The organism is Streptomyces sp. NPDC056628 (assembly GCF_042792555.1).
Classification (GTDB): Bacteria; Actinomycetota; Actinomycetes; order Streptomycetales; family Streptomycetaceae; genus Streptomyces.
In genome coordinates this window covers 58866-75096 of the sequence record NZ_JBHTWG010000014.1, presented here as the reverse complement: position 1 = coordinate 75096, position 16231 = coordinate 58866, and the positions used below count along the sequence as shown (strand labels likewise).

The window sequence follows — 16231 nt, the reverse complement described above, 5'->3', positions numbered from 1 at the left end:
CGTCTCCAGGCCGTCCGAGGCCGCTCGACTTCGCCACCCGCCGGGCAGCCACGGCGGTCGACGGCACCGCGCGGTTGCCCCGGAGCAGCACGACCAGTTCATCCGGACGTACCAGGTCACCACCGTCTTCCGGAGGCCGCATCGTCGAACGCCGGTGAGCTCCGCAGGACTTCGGCGCCCCGCCAGTCCAGCCGAGAGGTCCCGACGACGCCGAAGCGGCTCAGGCTGAGCGCGGCGAACTCCTGTCCGCTTCGGAGGAGAGAAGCCTGCCGGGCCGGGCGCGTGAGGGGCGGGCCTGGACGTGGTGGACGGCCGCGTCGTGTACGCCGAAGGACGGAACCGGCCGTCGCTCAGGAGGCCGTCGCGACCCGCCCCACCGGGAACGACACCCCCGTCAGTTCCTCCGAGACCGTCCACAGACGGTGCATGACCGTCTCGTCGTGTGAGGCGGCGCTGGACTCGACCGGCTTCGGGTAGCCGCGGATCTCGCCGCGGCCGCCGGGGCCGTAGTACTGGCCGCCGGTCACGGCCGGGTCGGTGGCCGCGCGCAGGGTGGGCAGGGCGCCCATCGCGGGGCTCTGCGTCAGCAGTGGGGCGAGGCGGCTGACCGGCACCCGGAGCGCCGCCGGGGTGTTGCGCAGCAGCTCGGTGTTGGACAGGCCGGGATGGGCGGCCACTGCCACCGTGGTGCCGTGCGGGGCGAGTCGGCGCTGCAGTTCGTACGTGAACAGCAGGTTGGCCAGCTTGGACTGCCCGTAGGCGCGGGTGCGGCTGTACGACCGCTCCCATTGCAGGTCGTCGAAGTGGATCGCGGCCCGGATGCGGTGCCCGGTGCTGCTCACCGTGACGACACGGGAGCCGGGGACGGGCAGGAGCCGGTCGAGCAGCAGGCCGGTGAGGGCGAAGTGGCCCAGGTGGTTGGTGCCGAACTGCAGCTCGAAGCCGTCGGCGGTGGTCTTCTTCGGCGTGTACATCACACCGGCGTTGTTGACCAGCAGGTCGATGCGCGGGTGCGCGGCGCGCAGGCCGGCCGCCGCGGTCCGGACCGAGTCCAGGGACGTCAGGTCGAGGGCCTGGACGGTGACCTCACCCCTGATCCGGGCGGCCGCCCGCTTCCCCTTCTCCACGTCGCGTACGGCCAGGACCACCGTCGCACCGTGCTCCGCGAGCATCCGGGCGGTCTCGAAGCCGAGCCCGGTGTTGGCGCCGGTCACGATCGCCACCCGGCCGCGCTGGTCGGGGATGTGCTGTTCGGTCCACTTCTCGTCAGTCATCGTCTTCTCCTCGTTCTCGTCGTGCGCCTGGGGCGCCGGGTCGCCCAGGTCGCCCCGTGAGGCATAACGGACCAGCGGTCTGTTACGTCTCCGACCCTAAGGGACCGGCGGTCTGCTAGCAAGAGACCGCCGGTCTGCAAGTTAGGCTGAGGCGTGACTTTTCAGCGAGCGCGAAGCGAGGAGCAGCGACAGGCCCGCCGCCGGGCGATCCTGGACACGGCGGCGGCGATGCTCGAGGAGATGCCGGTGGCCGAGCTGAGCCTGAACGAGCTCAGCCGGCGCGTGGGTCTGGCCAAGTCGAACGTCCTGCGCTATTTCGAGTCACGCGAGGCCGTCCTGCTCGAACTCCTCGACGACTTCCTGGGCCGCTGGATCGCCGAGCTGGAGCGCGAGCTGGCCGAGGGGATCGAGGCACACGCCCCCGCGGAGAAGCGGGCGGCCCAGCTCGCGGACATCCTCAGCCGGTCGCTGGCGGACCGTACGGTGCTGTGTGATCTCTTCGGCGCCCAGGGCGGCGTCCTCGAGCGCAACGTGTCCGTCGAGGTGGTCAAGCGGCACAAGCGCGCCTCCCTCGCCAAGCTCGAGGCCATGACCGGACTGCTGTGCCGCCATGTGCCCGAACTCGGCGAAGGCGCCCGGCTGTTCTGCCTCACGGGCCTCGCCTCGGCGGGCGCGCTCTCGTCGTACGTCCCTCCGCCGCCCAGCGTCCTCGCCGCCTACGCCGACGAGCCCGCCCTCGGCGTCCTGCACGTGGAGCTGCGCGAGGCCCTGCGGACGGCCTTCATCTCGATGCTGCTGGGTGTCCTCCCGCGCGGATGAGCGTGCGCGGCCGCAGCGGCGAAAAGGCCCCGGTCGCGAAAAGGCCCCAGTCGCGAAAGGTCCCGGCCGCCTCCGTCTTTACTGCTCAATCGCCGCTCAGTCGCCGCTCACCCGTCGCGCGCGACAGCAGGGTGGCCGTCCCTATCGTGGACACACCGTAGCCAGCAGAAAATACCGATGGTACAAATAGCGACATGTCGGACAGATTCGACCGGTGGACGCGGGGGCGATGGCGCTCGCTGGTCGGCAGGAGCCCTCGGAGTGTCGCCGGTCAGGTGTTCGTGCTCCAGGTGGCGCTCGTCCTGCTGCTCGGGGTCTGCGCCGTCGTCGCCCTGATCCTCCAGTCGAGCCGCGACACCCAGACCGAGGCGAAGCGCCGTTCCGTCGCCGTGGCCCAGACGTTCGCGCACGCGCCCGGCGTCCTCGCGGCCCTGCGGTCGGAGAACCCCTCCAAGGTGCTCCAGCCGCTCACCGAGGCCGGACGGGGCGCCGCCGGCGTCGACTTCATCGTCGTCATGGACACCCACGGCATCCGCTACACCCACCCCCTGCCCGACCGCATCGGCAAGCGTTTCGTCGGCACGATCGAGCCGTCCCTCGCGGGCCAGGTGTACACGGAGAGCGTGCAGGGGCCGCTCGGCAAGGAGGTCCAGGCGACCGTCCCCATCGAGGACCGGAACGGCAAGGTCACCGCCCTGGTCTCCGCCGGGCTGAAGGTCAAGAGCGTGACCGGCGAGGCGTACCGCCAGCTCCCGATCATCCTGGGCGCCGGCGCCGTGGCGCTCGCCGTGACGGCGGGCGGCACCGCCCTGGTGAGCCGGCGGCTGCGGCGCCAGACCCACGCCCTGGCCGCGGACGAGATGAACCGCATCTACGAGCACCACGACGCGGTCCTGCACTCGGTGCGGGAGGGCGTGCTGATCGTCGACGACGGCCGGCTGCTGCTCGCCAACGACGAGGCGAGGCGCCTGCTGGAGCTGTCCCCGGACGCCGAGGGCCGGTATGTGGCGGAGCTGTCCGGGCTCGACCCGGAGACGGTGGATCTGCTCGTCTCCGGCCGGGAGGCCACCGACGAGGTGCACTTCGCGGGCGACCGCCTGCTGGCGATCAACCAGCGGCACACCGACCGGGCCGGCCCCCGCGGCACCGTGGTCACCCTCCGCGACACCACCGAACTGCAGGCGGTCTCCGGCCGGGCGGAGACCGCCCGGGAACGCCTCAAGCTGCTGTACGACGCGGGCCTCGGCGTCGGCACCACTCTCGACGTGATCGGCACCGCCGGGGAACTGGCCCGGATCGCCGTCCCCCGCTTCGCCGACTTCGTCACCGTGGACCTTGCCGACGGCGTGGTGCAGGGGGAGGAGCCGAGGCTCACGGCGACGGACATGCGGCGGGTCGCCGCGCACGGCGTCCGCGACGACCACCCCCTCTACGAGGTGGACCGGCGCATCGACTTCCTGCCCACCACCCCGCAGGCCCGCGGCTACGGCACCGGCCGTTCCGTCCTGGTCGCCGACCTCGCGACCGCCGACGACTGGCAGGCCCAAGACCCGGACCGCACCCGGGAGATCCTCGACTACGGCATCCACTCCCTCATCGCCGCGCCGATCCGGGCCCGCGGCGCCGTCCTGGGCCTGGTCAACTTCTACCGCGGCAAGGAGCACGAGGCGTTTGACGCGGAGGAGCTGTCGCTGGCCGAGGAGCTGGTGGCGCGGGCCGCGGTCAGCATCGACAACGCCCGCCGCTTCACCCGCGAGCACACCATGGCGGTCACCCTCCAGCGCAGCCTGCTGCCGAGGGCCCTGCCCGAGCAGAGCGCCCTGGAGGTCGGCTCCCGTTACATTCCGGCCCAGTCGGGGGTGAGCGGCGACTGGTTCGACGTGATCCCGCTGCCGGGGAGCCGGGTCGCGATGGTCGTCGGCGACGTGGTCGGGCACGGCCTGCACGCCGCCGCCACCATGGGCCGGCTGCGCACCGCCGTGCACAACTTCTCGACGCTCGACCTGCCCCCCGACGAGCTGCTCAGCCACCTCGACGACCTGGTCGGCCGTATCGACCAGGACGAGGCCTGCGCCGACCGGGCCGCCGTCGTCGGCGCCACCTGCCTGTACGCGATCTACGACCCCGTCACCGGCCGCTGCGCCATGGCGCGGGCCGGCCATCCGGCGCCCGCCCTGGTCCGCGCCGACGGCGAGGTCACCTACCCCGACCTGCCGGGCGGGCCGCCGCTCGGGCTGGGCGGGATGCCCTTCCGCACGGCGGAGTTCGACCTGGCCGACGGCACCCAGCTCGTCCTGTACACCGACGGTCTCATCGAGGACCGCACCCGCGACCTCGACGTCGGCCAGGAACTGCTGCGCCGGGCCCTGACCGGCCACCCCGGGCGGTCACCGGAGGACAGCTGCCACGCGGTGGTGGACGCACTGCTGCCGGCCGGCCCCAAGGACGACGTGGCCCTGCTGATCGCCCGTACCAAGGCACTGCCGGCGGACCACGTGGCCACCTGGGACGTGTCGCCCGACCCGTCCGCCGTAGCGGGGGTGCGTGAGGCCGTCTCCGGCAAGCTGGCGGAGTGGGGTCTGGCCGAGCTGGACTTCGTCACCGAACTCGTCCTGAGCGAGCTCGTCACCAACGCCATCCGCTACGGCGGCGAGCCCATCCAGGTACGGCTGATCCGCGACCGGGTGCTGACCTGCGAGGTCTCCGACTCCAGCAGCACCTCACCGCATCTGCGGTACGCCGCGACGACCGACGAGGGCGGCCGCGGGCTCTTCCTGGTCGCCCGGACGACCGAGCGCTGGGGCACCCGGTACACCTCGCAGGGCAAGGTCATCTGGGCCGAGCAGGCGTTGCCGGGTGCCGTGCCCACGGCACCCTGAGCGCGGTCCCGCCCCTCATCTCACCCGCACTGGCACGGGTTCCCGGACTGGCACCCGCATCCGCAGCCCGAGCCGCAGCCGCAGGCCCCGAACAGGGGGAGGCTCCGGACGTCGGCGGGCTGCTCGGTCGGGCGTTCCCGCGTGGGGTCGGGCGTCGCGGCGGGGGTGCTGGGAGATTCGGCCATGGTCCCTCCTAGAAGGCTCGTGCCTGTGCCCATTGGATGCCCGCCCCGCTGGGCGCATCAACGGCGCACGGAGGCTCGCACGCGCCCGGACCGGACCTCGCGAGCCCGCTCGGACCCTCGCAGCGCCCGCGCGCGCTACGCGCCGTCCGCGCCCGGGGCCGACGGGATCTCCGGCTGGACGTCGGCCTGGAGCTCGTCGGCGTGCTCACCGGTGACCAGGTAGACGACCCGCTTCGCGACCGCCACCGCGTGGTCGGCGTACCGCTCGTAGTAGCGGCCGAGCAGCGTCACGTCGACCGCCGTCTCGATGCCGTGCTTCCAGCGCTCGTCCATCAGGTGCTGGAAGAGCGTGCGGTGCAGCAGGTCCATCTCGTCGTCGTCCTGCTCCAGCTGCAGCGCGAGGTCGACGTCCTTGGTGACGATCACCTCGGCCGCCTTCGCCATCAGGCGCTGCGCCAGCTGCCCCATCTCCAGGATGGTGGCGTGCAGGTCCTGCGGGATCGCCCGCTCCGGGTAGCGCAGCCGCGTCAGCTTGGCCACGTGCTGGGCGAGGTCGCCGGACCGCTCCAGGTCCGCCGACATGCGCAGGGAGGTCACCACGATCCGCAGGTCCGTCGCCACCGGCTGCTGGCGGGCGAGCAGGGCGATGGCCCGGGCCTCCAGGTCGTGCTGGAGGTCGTCGACCTTCTGGTCCGCCTCGATGACGCTCTCGGCCAGCTTCAGGTCGGAGTCGAGGATGGCCGTCGTGGCGCGCCCGATCGCCGACCCGGCCAGCCGGGCCATCTCGACCAGTCCGTCGCCGATCGAGTCCAGTTCCTCGTGGTACGCGTCCCGCATCAGGGTCCCTCTCTCACATCTGCCTCAGGGGTGGCCCGGCAGCCTGTCGTCTCACCGGAAAAGCCGCTTTGCCGGGTGTCCGACGGTCCTACGGTCATTCCCTATGACAGTAGAACCGTCGACAGTCGTACGGTCGGGAGAACGACGGTCCGACAGCATTACAGGCCGACAGAACGACAGCACTACGGTCCGATGGCACTACGGTGCGACAGCACGACAGCGCTACGGTCCGACGGCACTATGGTCCGACGGTCGGGAAATCATCGGTGCGGATCGTCGTTCCGATCCGCCCCGGCCTCCCGCCGAGCCGCCGTACCGCTCCCGACGGTCCCACGATGCGGGCGCCACGCGTCCGTTTGCGCCACCCCGAGTGAACCGGCTCCGTCTCCCAGGTGAACTCTGGGCGACGAGTGTCGGAGGTCGCACTCCGGCGGCTGTGGGCATGACCTGGGCCATGCCTAACCTGGACGCATGGACGTGAACGCGGCGGTCGCCGCAGCGGCTGCGATCGCCGGGGTGCTCACCGGTGTCATCGCCGTGCTGGCGTTCCGCTGGAGCGAACGCGACCTGAAGCGCCCCACCCGCACCTCCCTGCACACCGACCCGGTCCTGCCGCCCGGCGTGGACACCGTGCTGTCGGTGCTGCGCTCCTCCGCCGTCGTCCTCGACGAGGGCGACGCCGTGGTCAAGGCCAGCTCGGCGGCGTACGCCCTCGGCCTGGTCCGCGGCGGCCGGCTGTCGGTGGAGCCCATGCTGCAGATGGCCCGCGACACCAGACGCGACGGCGAGATACGGCAGGTCGAGCTGGACCTGCCGCGGCGCGGCACCGGACGCGGCGAGGCCCTCGCGGTGTCCGCGCGTGTCGCGCCCCTCGGCTCCCGGCTGGTCCTGCTGCTGGTCGAGGACCTCACCGAGGCCCGGCGTATCGAGGCGGTCCGCCGGGACTTCGTCGCCAATGTGAGCCATGAGCTGAAGACGCCGGTCGGCGCGCTCTCGCTGCTGTCCGAGGCCGTCATGGACGCCGCCGACGACCCGGAGGCCGTCGAGCGCTTCGCCGGGCGCATGCAGATCGAGGCGACCCGGCTCACCAACCTGGTGCAGGAGCTCATCGACCTCTCCCGGGTGCAGAACGACGACCCGCTGGAGGACGCCGAGCCGGTCCGGGTGGACGAACTCGTCGCCGAGGCCGTGGACCGCTGCCGGCACGCAGCCGGGACCAAGCAGATCACCATGGCCGTCGGCGGCACCGCCGACCTCAGGATCTGGGGCAACCGCGGCCAGCTCGCCGCCGCGCTCGGCAACCTCGTGGAGAACGCCGTCAACTACTCGCCCGCCCGCACCCGCGTCGGCATCGCCGCCCGCCGGATCACCGCGCCGGGCGGCGACCACATCGAGATCGCCGTGACCGACCAGGGCATCGGCATCTCGGAGAAGGACAAGGAGCGCGTCTTCGAGCGCTTCTACCGCGTCGACCCGGCCCGCTCCCGTGCCACCGGCGGCACCGGCCTCGGTCTGGCGATCGTCAAGCACGTGGCCGCCTCGCACGGCGGGGAGGTCACGGTGTGGAGCTCCGAGGGACAGGGCTCCACCTTCACTCTGCGGCTGCCGGAGGCGGGCGAGTCCCGCGATCGCGGGCAGCAGCCGCCCGGTCCCGGCGACGAGACCGGGTTCGAAGCCCCCACGCATTCCCGCACCACCCCCGAGTCAGCCGCGTACGAAACGCTTTCCGCCCCGGAGGTCCTTCCGTGACCCGAGTGCTCGTCGTCGAGGACGAGGAGTCCTTCTCCGACGCCCTGTCGTACATGCTCCGCAAGGAGGGCTTCGAGGTCGCGGTCGCGACCACCGGGCCCGACGGACTCGACGAGTTCGAGCGCAACGGCGCCGACCTCGTCCTCCTGGACCTGATGCTGCCGGGGCTGCCCGGCACGGAGGTCTGCCGCCAGTTGCGCGGCCGCTCCAACGTCCCGGTGATCATGGTCACCGCCAAGGACAGCGAGATCGACAAGGTCGTCGGCCTGGAGATAGGCGCGGACGACTACGTCACCAAGCCGTTCTCCTCGCGCGAGCTGGTCGCCCGTATCCGGGCCGTCCTGCGCCGCCGCGGCGAGCCCGAGGAGGTGACCCCGGCCGCCCTGGAGGCGGGCCCGGTCCGGATGGACGTGGACCGGCACGTGGTCACGGTCTCCGGCGCCAAGATCGACCTCCCGCTGAAGGAGTTCGACCTGCTGGAGATGCTCCTGCGCAACGCCGGCCGGGTCCTCACCCGGATGCAGCTGATCGACCGGGTCTGGGGCGCCGACTACGTCGGGGACACCAAGACGCTCGACGTCCACGTCAAGCGCCTGCGCGCCAAGATCGAGCCGGACCCGGGCGCGCCCCGGTACCTGGTGACCGTGCGCGGCCTCGGCTACAAGTTCGAGCCGTAGACCGGCCCGGACCGTGCCGACACGCCGAAGGGCGGGACCCCGCGTGTGCGGGTCCCGCCCTTCGGCGTGTCCACGGCGCTCAGTGCCCGGCGCCGGCCGACTGGGAGGCGCTGTCGGAGGGGAGCACGGCGGCACCCGTCTCCTCGGCGCCGGCCCCGGCGGTCGCGGTGGAGTCCGCGGAGGCGTCGCCGCTCGGCGTGGTGCTGGCGGTCGGGGTGCCGGTGGCCGACGCGGACGGCGTGGCGCCCGTCTCCCGGGCGGACGGGACGTCGCTCGGGCCCCAGCTCTTGTAGTAGCTCTCGGCTGGGACGACCAGGGCGCGCAGGCTCACGTCACCGGTCTTGCTGAAGGTGAAGGTGATCGGCTGGGCGTTGCCGTCCTGGATGCTCTTGCGGCCCTTGGGAAGCACGGCGGAGGCGTTGCCCTTGCCGCCGAGGATGAGCGAGCCGCCGGCCGGGATGGTCAGGCTGCCGCCCTCGGCGGGCGAGAGCATGGCCTTCTCGCCGGTGCCCTTCACCTTCACCGCGTCCAGCGTCTGGGCGGTGTCGCCGTTGTTGAACAGGGTCGCGGCGACCGTGGCGGAGCCGGTGGACTCCAGCTCGGACGGGGTGATGACGAGGGCGTTCTGGATCTCGATGACTCCGACGCTGGTGGCCGCGTTGTCCGGCTTGATCTGCAGTGTCTGCGCGTTGTTGCCGGCGGCGCACGCGGCGAGCGTGGTCATCGAGAACGCGAGGGCGGCGGCGGCGAGGACGCCGCGTCGAAGGCTGCTGCTCACGGCGGCGGCAACTCCTTGACTCGAACGGGGCGGGCGCGTGAAGCCGCCCTAAGTGTCTGTCAGCGGCCTCAGGTTACCGATCCGTTCCCGCGCGGCCGCACCCGACCCTCCCCTGAGCGGCCAAGTGCCGCCGAAGTCCCTCTTCCACCACCCGTCCGTTCACCCACTTGTGCTCCGCCCGTCGCATTGCCCGTGAGGTGGTCCGTCATTCACATAAGGAGCGCCGCACGGCCGCGCGCGGCATTTTTGTGAAGGAATGCGCGGACGCCCCGGAATTGATCACCGGACGTACCGCCGACCGGGTCGTGATCAATTCCGGATTCGGCCGGGACCCGGCCCGGGACGCCGAACGGAGTAGCGGAAGTCGCACACATGGAACCGGACATTTGTGTACGTTAGGGCGCTCGCGGGCGGGCTCGGAGGCGCGTAGCGTGCGCGTTTCGGTCCACCCGTAGAGCCCCTCCGACCTGCGAATACCTGCTTCCGCTCGGCTCGCGCAGCACGTTCCTGTTGGAGTTGTCAAGCCCTGAGATATGCCCTGACCTGCGAAAACGCCATTCAGAACCCGCCGTTTCCGTGTTACCCTGGATAGCCACGGAAGGGGTACCTGTCACATGACGTTCAAGGTTGGCGACACCGTGGTCTATCCCCATCACGGGGCCGCGCTGATCGAGGCCATCGAAACTCGCCAGATCAAAGGCGTGGACAAGACCTACTTGGTGCTGAAGGTCGCCCAGGGTGACCTGACGGTACGTGTGCCAGCGGACAATGCGGAGTTCGTCGGCGTACGTGATGTGGTCGGTCAGGACGGGCTGGACCGGGTCTTCGAGGTGCTGCGCGCGCCGTACGCCGAGGAGCCCACGAACTGGTCGCGTCGTTACAAGGCAAATCTGGAGAAGCTCGCCTCCGGCGATGTCATCAAGGTCGCGGAAGTCGTGCGTGACCTGTGGCGTCGTGAGCGCGAGCGCGGACTGTCCGCCGGCGAGAAGCGCATGCTCGCCAAGGCCCGGCAGATCCTGGTGAGCGAGCTCGCGCTCGCGGAGAACACGAACGAGGACAAGGCCGAGGCCCTGCTCGACGAGGTCCTCGCGTCCTGACGCGGTCCATCCGCCTCAGCTCAGCACCCACCAGTGCTGTGTGATCGAAAAAAGTGCCGCGGTGCCCGATGACCCTCCAGTCGCCGGGCGCTGCGGCATGTTCGCACTGCGCTGACGTCTGATCTCGGGGGCGCCCCCGATATTGGACGTGCCGGGCCCGGGCAGCTGACTCGACCGACTGTCACGGAAGGGTCCGGTCGAGGTGTCGCGCCCGGCACTCCCCCAGCTCAGGCTGCCGCTCGAGCAGGGGGCACGCCCAGGCCATACCCACCTGGGCCGAGCACACAAACCTGACAGGAACCGATGTCCGACGAATCGCGTCCCTCGCCCCCGCAAGCGCGCGCCGGCACCCGTACGGCCGTCGTGATCCCGGCCGCCGGACGGGGTGTGCGCCTCGGTCCGGGCGCCCCCAAGGCGCTGCGCGCGCTGAGCGGCACGCCCATGCTCATCCACGCCGTCCGCGCCATGGCGGCCTCGCGTTCCGTCTCCCTGGTGGTCGTCGTGGCCCCGCCCGAGGGAGCCGCCGAGGTCAAGAGCCTGCTCGACGCGCACGCGCTGCCCGAGCGCACCGACTTCCTGGTCGTGCCGGGCGGCGAGTCCCGGCAGGAGTCCGTCCGGCACGGCCTGAACGCGCTGCCGCCGGGCCACGACATCGTCCTGGTGCACGACGCCGCCCGCCCGCTGGTCCCCGTCGACACGGTGGACGCCGTCATCGAGGCCGTCCGCGACGGCGCGCCGGCCGTCGTGCCCGCCCTGCCGCTCGCCGACACGGTCAAGGAGGTGGAGCCCGCCGAGGTGCCCGGCACCCCCGAACCGGTGGTGGCCACCCCGTCGCGCGCCCGGCTGCGCGCCGTGCAGACCCCGCAGGGCTTCGACCGCGCCACGCTGGTCCGCGCGCACGAGACCGTCACCGAGGACGTCACCGACGACGCGAGCATGGTCGAGCGGCTGGGCCTGACCGTCGTGGTCGTGCCCGGCCACGAGGAGGCCTTCAAGGTCACCCGGCCCCTGGACCTGTTGCTCGCCGAGGCGGTCCTCGCCCGCAGGAGGCTGAACGATGGCTTCTGAGACGCCCCCGCTGCCCCAGGTCGGCATCGGCACCGACATCCACGCCTTCGAGGACGGCCGCGAACTGTGGTGCGCCGGCCTCAAGTGGGAGGGCGAGGGACCCGGACTCGCGGGTCACTCGGACGCGGACGTCGTCGCGCACGCCGCCTGCAACGCGCTGTTCTCGGCGGCCGGGCTCGGCGACCTCGGACAGCACTTCGGCACCGGGCGCCCCGAGTGGTCGGGGGCGCCGGGGGCCGTCCTGCTGGCGGAGGCCGCCCGCATCGTGCGCGAGGCCGGCTTCCGGATCGGCAACATCGCCGTGCAGGTCGTCGGCCCCCGCCCGAAGATCGGCAAGCGGCGCGACGAGGCCCAGAAGATCCTCTCCGAGGCGGCGGGGGCACCGGTGGCGGTGTCGGGCGCGACCACGGACGGCCTCGGCTTCCCCGGCCGGGACGAGGGTCTGATGGCCGTGGCGACGGCGCTGGTCGTGCGGGTCGCCGGGGACGGGTGACGGCGGCCGCGGCACGGGACGGCGGCGAATCGCAGCCAAGGCACCGGGCAGTGGGATCGGCCCACTACCCTAGGTGTCGTGACTATTCGGCTGTACGACACCAGCGCCCGGCAGATCCGTGACTTCACCCCGCTCAAGCCGGGCCATGTCTCGATCTACCTCTGTGGCGCCACCGTGCAGGCCGCGCCCCACATCGGGCACATCCGCTCCGGTCTCAACTTCGACATCATGCGCCGCTGGTTCGCGTACCGCGGCTATGACGTGACGTTCGTCAGGAACGTCACGGACATCGACGACAAGATCATCACCAAGTCCATCGAACAGGGCCGCCCCTGGTGGGCCATCGGCTACGAGAACGAGCGCGCCTTCGCCGACGGCTACACCGCCCTCGGCTGCCTCCCGCCGACGTACGAGCCGCGCGCCACCGGCCATGTCACCGAGATGGTCGAGATGATGCGCGGCCTCATCGAGCGCGGGCACGCCTACGAGGCGGACGGCAGCGTCTACTTCGACGTCCGCTCCTGGCCCTCCTACCTGGAGCTGTCCCGGCAGAACCTCGACGAGATGCGCCAGCCCACCGAGGAGGGCATCACCGGCAAGCGGGACCCGCGCGACTTCGCGATGTGGAAGGCCGCCAAGCCCGGTGAGCCCTCCTGGGAGACGCCGTGGGGGCGGGGCCGTCCCGGCTGGCACCTGGAGTGCTCGGCGATGGCCCACAAGTACTTGGGCCCCGCCTTCGACATCCACGGCGGCGGACTCGACCTGATCTTCCCGCACCACGAGAACGAGATCGCCCAGGCCAAGGCCTACGGCGACGAGTTCGCCCGGTACTGGGTGCACAACGCCTGGGTCACCATGAGCGGCGAGAAGATGTCGAAGTCCCTCGGCAACAGCGTGCTGGTGTCCGAGATGGTCAAGCAGTGGCGCCCGATCGTCCTGCGCTACTACCTGGGCACCCCGCACTACCGCTCGACCATCGAGTACAGCGAGGAGGCCCTGCGCGAGGCCGAGTCGGCGTTCGCCCGGATCGAGGGCTTCGTGCAGCGCGTCGTGGAGAAGGCCGGCGTCGTCGAGCCCTCCGCCGACGTGCCGCCGGCGTTCGCCGAGGCGATGGACGACGACCTCGGCGTCCCGCAGGCGCTCGCGGTCGTGCACACGACGGTCCGGCAGGGCAACAGCGCGCTGGCCGCCGACGACAAGGAGGCCGCCGTGGCGCGCCTCGCCGAGGTGCGGGCCATGCTCGGCGTGCTGGGCCTGGACCCGCTCGACGCGCACTGGGCCGGTGAGACCGACCGGGGCGAGGATCTGCACGGCGTGGTGGACACCCTCGTCCGGATGGTCCTCGACCAGCGCGAGGCGGCCCGCTCCCGCAAGGACTGGGCGACCGCGGACGCCATCCGTGACCAACTCAACCAGTCCGGACTCGTCATCGAGGACAGCCCGCAGGGTCCGCGCTGGAGCCTCGGCCCGCGCTGACCGGACCGGCTCCCGGGGAAGATCGATTGTGCCGCCCGGCCCTCCGGGCGGCACACTGCACAGTACGTACTTTCGAACGCTCACGACAGACAGGTAGGTCATGGCCGCGAACAACCGCCGCATGTCCGGCAAGAAGGGCGCGCAGGTCGGCAGTGGCGGCCAGCGACGCAAGGGTCTCGAAGGCCGGGGCCCGACGCCGCCCGCCGAGATGCGCAAGGGGCACAAGAAGAACCGCATCTCCAACGCCAAGGCGAAGCAGGCCGTACGCCGTCCCGCGCCGCGCGGCCGCGGCGGCAAGGGCACCTCGGAGCTGGTCGTCGGCCGCAACCCGGTCGTCGAGGCGCTGCGCGAGGGCGTGCCCGCCAGCACCCTCTACGTGCAGCAGTTCATCGACAACGACGAGCGCGTCCGCGAGGCCCTCCAGCTCGCCGCCGAGCGCGGCGGCATCAACCTCATGGAGGCCCCGCGCCCCGAGCTGGACCGCATGACGAACGGCCTGAACCACCAGGGCCTCGTCCTGCAGGTCCCGCCGTACGAGTACGCGCACCCCGAGGATCTGGCGGGCGCGGCCGCGGACGCGGGCGAGGACCCGCTCATCGTCGCCCTCGACGGGGTGACCGACCCGCGCAACCTGGGCGCGGTCGTGCGCTCGGTCTCCGCGTTCGGCGGTCACGGCGTCGTCGTGCCCGAGCGGCGCGCGGCGGGCATGACGGCCGGCGCCTGGAAGACGTCCGCGGGCACGGCGGCCCGGACACCGGTCGCCCGGGCGACGAATCTGACCCGCGCGCTGGAGGCGTACAAGAAGGCGGGCCTCGTGGTCGTCGGTCTCGCCGCCGACGGGGAGGCCGATCTCGCTGAGCTGCAGGCCCTGGACGGCCCGGTCGTCATCGTCATCGGCAGCGAGGGCAAGGGCCTGTCGCGCCTGGTCGGCGAGACGTGCGACGTCCGGGTCCGCATCCCGATGCCCGGTGGAGCGGAGTCGCTCAACGCCGGTGTGGCGGCGGGGATCGTGCTGTACGAGGCGGCCCGCCGGCGCCGCTGAACACCTGTCCGTGGGGTCACCCGTGCGGGCTAATTGTGGTGACAGTGGTGCGACCTGCGCATCCTTGACGGGGTCCGGACAGATCGGACCGGTCAAGGCAGTGTCCTAACCTCGCGTCACTCGGTTAGTTGAGCGTGGACACCAGAACACCCCGCACTCCCACGGGGGACCGCTCGTCGGGATACGACGACGCTCCCGCGCTGAGCATGGTGAAGGTGCCGAGCGATCCGGCGCAGATCATCGTCAATCACGCGAGCTTCCGCGTGCTGCTGGGCGCGTCGACCGGGCGCCCCACGTCCCAGCGGATCGCACGGCACCTGAGCGCCACCGAGAACCCCGCCCGCGTGCCCGTCGCCAACGCCGCGGGAGCGGCGTCCGGCGCCCGGCGCCGGGTGTCCGTCTGGAACGGCATGTCGGCGCCCGACGACACCGGCGCCCACCGCCTCCTCCAGGCCGCACGGGACGGTAGCGTCCGGCACGGTGACGAACCGGCGCCCTACGCGGGCGGCACCCAGGTCATCCCGCGCGTCGACGTCGGCGCCGGCTATGCCGGCGGCTACGACGACGGCGGTTACGACGACGACCTGACCCGGACCGTCGAGACCCCGATCGTGGGCGCGCAGCGCACGTACGACGAGTCCCTGCAGACCCGTCTGCTGCCCCATATGCGCACGGTCGAGAGCGCGTACGACGAGGAGTTCGCGTACGCCGCCGACGACTTCGGGCCGCACGACGACGCCGACGAGGCGGACGACGGGACCGAGGCGGCGCCCAGGCGCTCCGGCGACGATCCCGCCCGGCACGCGTACTTCCCCGGGCGCCGGATGAACCTCGGCGTCGTCCTGCTCCCGCTGCGCGTCTTCCTCGGCTTCATCTCGATCTACGCCGGCATGGGCAAGCTGTGCGACCCCGTCTACTTCGACGGCGGCAAGCGCGGCTCCATGGTGACCTGGCTCAACACCCTGCACCCGTGGGAAGTCGCCGAGCCGCTGCGCCAGTTCGCGCTGGCGCACCCGGTCGGCTCCGGCCTCGTGATCGCCTTCTTCCAGGTCATCGTGGGCGTCCTCACGGTCCTGGGGTGCTGGCAGCGGGTCGCCGCGGTCGTCGGCGCACTGCTGTCCGCCGCGCTGCTGGTCACCGTCAGCTGGAAGAGCGTCCCGGCCTACGACGCGCCCGACATCATCTACCTCGCCGCCTGGTCCCCGCTCATCATCGCCGGCGCGCCCGTCTACTCCATCGACGGACGCCTCGCGGGCATGGCCTGGCGACGGCTCGGCCCTCGCTCCGACATCTGGGAGCTGCGCCAGTACGTGCTGCGCCGCGGCGCCCTGATCACGGCGCTCGCCACCGGGCTGACCCTGCTCGTCGGCTCCCTGCTCGGCGGTGCCGTCCGGGACGCCGACCGTGTGGTGGTGCCCGGCCCGGGTGAGGCCCCGCGCAACGAACTGCCGGGCTCGCCCCTGCCGCAGGATCCCCACAAGCGGCACCGGCAGACGCCGTCGGCCTCCAATTCGCCGACGCAGGGCGCCACCTCGGGCGCCGCGTCCCCGTCCGGCGCGGCGAGCGCCCCGGGTGCCAGCCGCGACACCGGCTCGACCGGTGTCGGGACGCCCAGCCAGACGCAGGGGACGGCCGGGCAGGCGCCGCCCCAGCAGTCCTCGCCGGCCGACCAGGAGCCCGGCACCACCGACCCGACGTCCGGCGGCCCCGACTCCGGTGGAGGCGCCTCCACGGGCGGCGGCTCCGAGCCGGACCGGCCCGGCCTGGTGGGCGGTCTGCTGGGGTAGCCGCCACCGCAGGACGCCGAAGGGGCCCCGGACATCTCGTGTCCGGGGCCCCTTCCGCTGTGCGGCGCCG

At 72.1% G+C, this 16231-nt stretch carries 13 protein-coding genes; 10 read left to right on the top strand and 3 right to left on the bottom strand.

Annotation, left to right across the window (positions count from 1 at the left end; translation table 11 throughout):
* Nucleotides 1-350: 350 nt before the first annotated feature.
* The gene (locus ACFRAC_RS19150; protein WP_382925092.1) at nucleotides 351-1274 is read right to left on the bottom strand and encodes an SDR family NAD(P)-dependent oxidoreductase; all 924 of its coding nucleotides are present in this window, start codon (nucleotides 1272-1274) and stop codon (nucleotides 351-353) included.
* 153 nt (nucleotides 1275-1427) lie between these two features.
* On the opposite strand from ACFRAC_RS19150, the gene ACFRAC_RS19145 reads away from it, so the two are divergent.
* Nucleotides 1428-2093, top strand: a complete 666-nt coding sequence (locus tag ACFRAC_RS19145) for a TetR family transcriptional regulator (RefSeq protein ID WP_382925090.1) — start codon at nucleotides 1428-1430, stop codon at nucleotides 2091-2093.
* A gap of 194 nt (nucleotides 2094-2287) precedes the next feature.
* Complete coding sequence (locus ACFRAC_RS19140; RefSeq protein ID WP_382925088.1) at nucleotides 2288-4972, top strand: SpoIIE family protein phosphatase; 2685 nt, start codon at nucleotides 2288-2290, stop codon at nucleotides 4970-4972.
* Between the two features lie 320 nt (nucleotides 4973-5292).
* On the opposite strand, the gene phoU is transcribed toward ACFRAC_RS19140, so the two are convergent.
* Nucleotides 5293-5994, bottom strand: a complete 702-nt coding sequence (phoU, locus tag ACFRAC_RS19135; protein ID WP_382925086.1) for a phosphate signaling complex protein PhoU — start codon at nucleotides 5992-5994, stop codon at nucleotides 5293-5295.
* Between the two features lie 471 nt (nucleotides 5995-6465).
* Between phoU and ACFRAC_RS19130 the strand changes: the two genes are divergently transcribed.
* Both ACFRAC_RS19130 and ACFRAC_RS19125 read left to right on the top strand, forming a co-directional pair.
* A complete protein-coding gene (locus ACFRAC_RS19130; protein WP_382925084.1) occupies nucleotides 6466-7743 on the top strand; it encodes a sensor histidine kinase in 1278 nt (425 codons plus the stop codon).
* A complete protein-coding gene (locus ACFRAC_RS19125) occupies nucleotides 7740-8420 on the top strand; it encodes a response regulator transcription factor (protein ID WP_062669081.1) in 681 nt (226 codons plus the stop codon). Before ACFRAC_RS19130 ends, ACFRAC_RS19125 begins: the two co-directional genes overlap by 4 nt.
* A gap of 79 nt (nucleotides 8421-8499) precedes the next feature.
* Here ACFRAC_RS19125 and ACFRAC_RS19120 read toward each other — a convergent pair whose 3' ends face one another.
* The gene (locus ACFRAC_RS19120) at nucleotides 8500-9198 is read right to left on the bottom strand and encodes a DUF461 domain-containing protein (protein WP_382925082.1); all 699 of its coding nucleotides are present in this window, start codon (nucleotides 9196-9198) and stop codon (nucleotides 8500-8502) included.
* A gap of 614 nt (nucleotides 9199-9812) precedes the next feature.
* On the opposite strand from ACFRAC_RS19120, the gene ACFRAC_RS19115 reads away from it, so the two are divergent.
* From ACFRAC_RS19115 to ACFRAC_RS19090, 6 genes are all read left to right on the top strand, one after another.
* Complete coding sequence (locus tag ACFRAC_RS19115) at nucleotides 9813-10295, top strand: CarD family transcriptional regulator (protein ID WP_003953493.1); 483 nt, start codon at nucleotides 9813-9815, stop codon at nucleotides 10293-10295.
* Nucleotides 10296-10598: 303 nt separating this feature from the next.
* Nucleotides 10599-11363 carry a 2-C-methyl-D-erythritol 4-phosphate cytidylyltransferase gene (ispD, locus tag ACFRAC_RS19110; protein ID WP_382925080.1) on the top strand — a complete coding sequence of 255 codons (765 nt, stop codon included), beginning with the start codon at nucleotides 10599-10601 and terminating at the stop codon, nucleotides 11361-11363.
* Complete coding sequence (gene ispF, locus ACFRAC_RS19105) at nucleotides 11353-11856, top strand: 2-C-methyl-D-erythritol 2,4-cyclodiphosphate synthase (RefSeq protein WP_382925079.1); 504 nt, start codon at nucleotides 11353-11355, stop codon at nucleotides 11854-11856. The genes ispD and ispF overlap by 11 nt, the downstream gene beginning before the upstream one ends.
* Before the next feature lie 78 nt (nucleotides 11857-11934).
* The gene (gene cysS / locus ACFRAC_RS19100) at nucleotides 11935-13332 is read left to right on the top strand and encodes a cysteine--tRNA ligase (RefSeq protein ID WP_382925078.1); all 1398 of its coding nucleotides are present in this window, start codon (nucleotides 11935-11937) and stop codon (nucleotides 13330-13332) included.
* A gap of 100 nt (nucleotides 13333-13432) precedes the next feature.
* Nucleotides 13433-14374 carry a 23S rRNA (guanosine(2251)-2'-O)-methyltransferase RlmB gene (gene rlmB, locus ACFRAC_RS19095; RefSeq protein ID WP_382925076.1) on the top strand — a complete coding sequence of 314 codons (942 nt, stop codon included), beginning with the start codon at nucleotides 13433-13435 and terminating at the stop codon, nucleotides 14372-14374.
* A gap of 134 nt (nucleotides 14375-14508) precedes the next feature.
* The gene (locus tag ACFRAC_RS19090; RefSeq protein ID WP_382925074.1) at nucleotides 14509-16161 is read left to right on the top strand and encodes a DoxX family protein; all 1653 of its coding nucleotides are present in this window, start codon (nucleotides 14509-14511) and stop codon (nucleotides 16159-16161) included.
* Nucleotides 16162-16231: the final 70 nt, after the last annotated feature.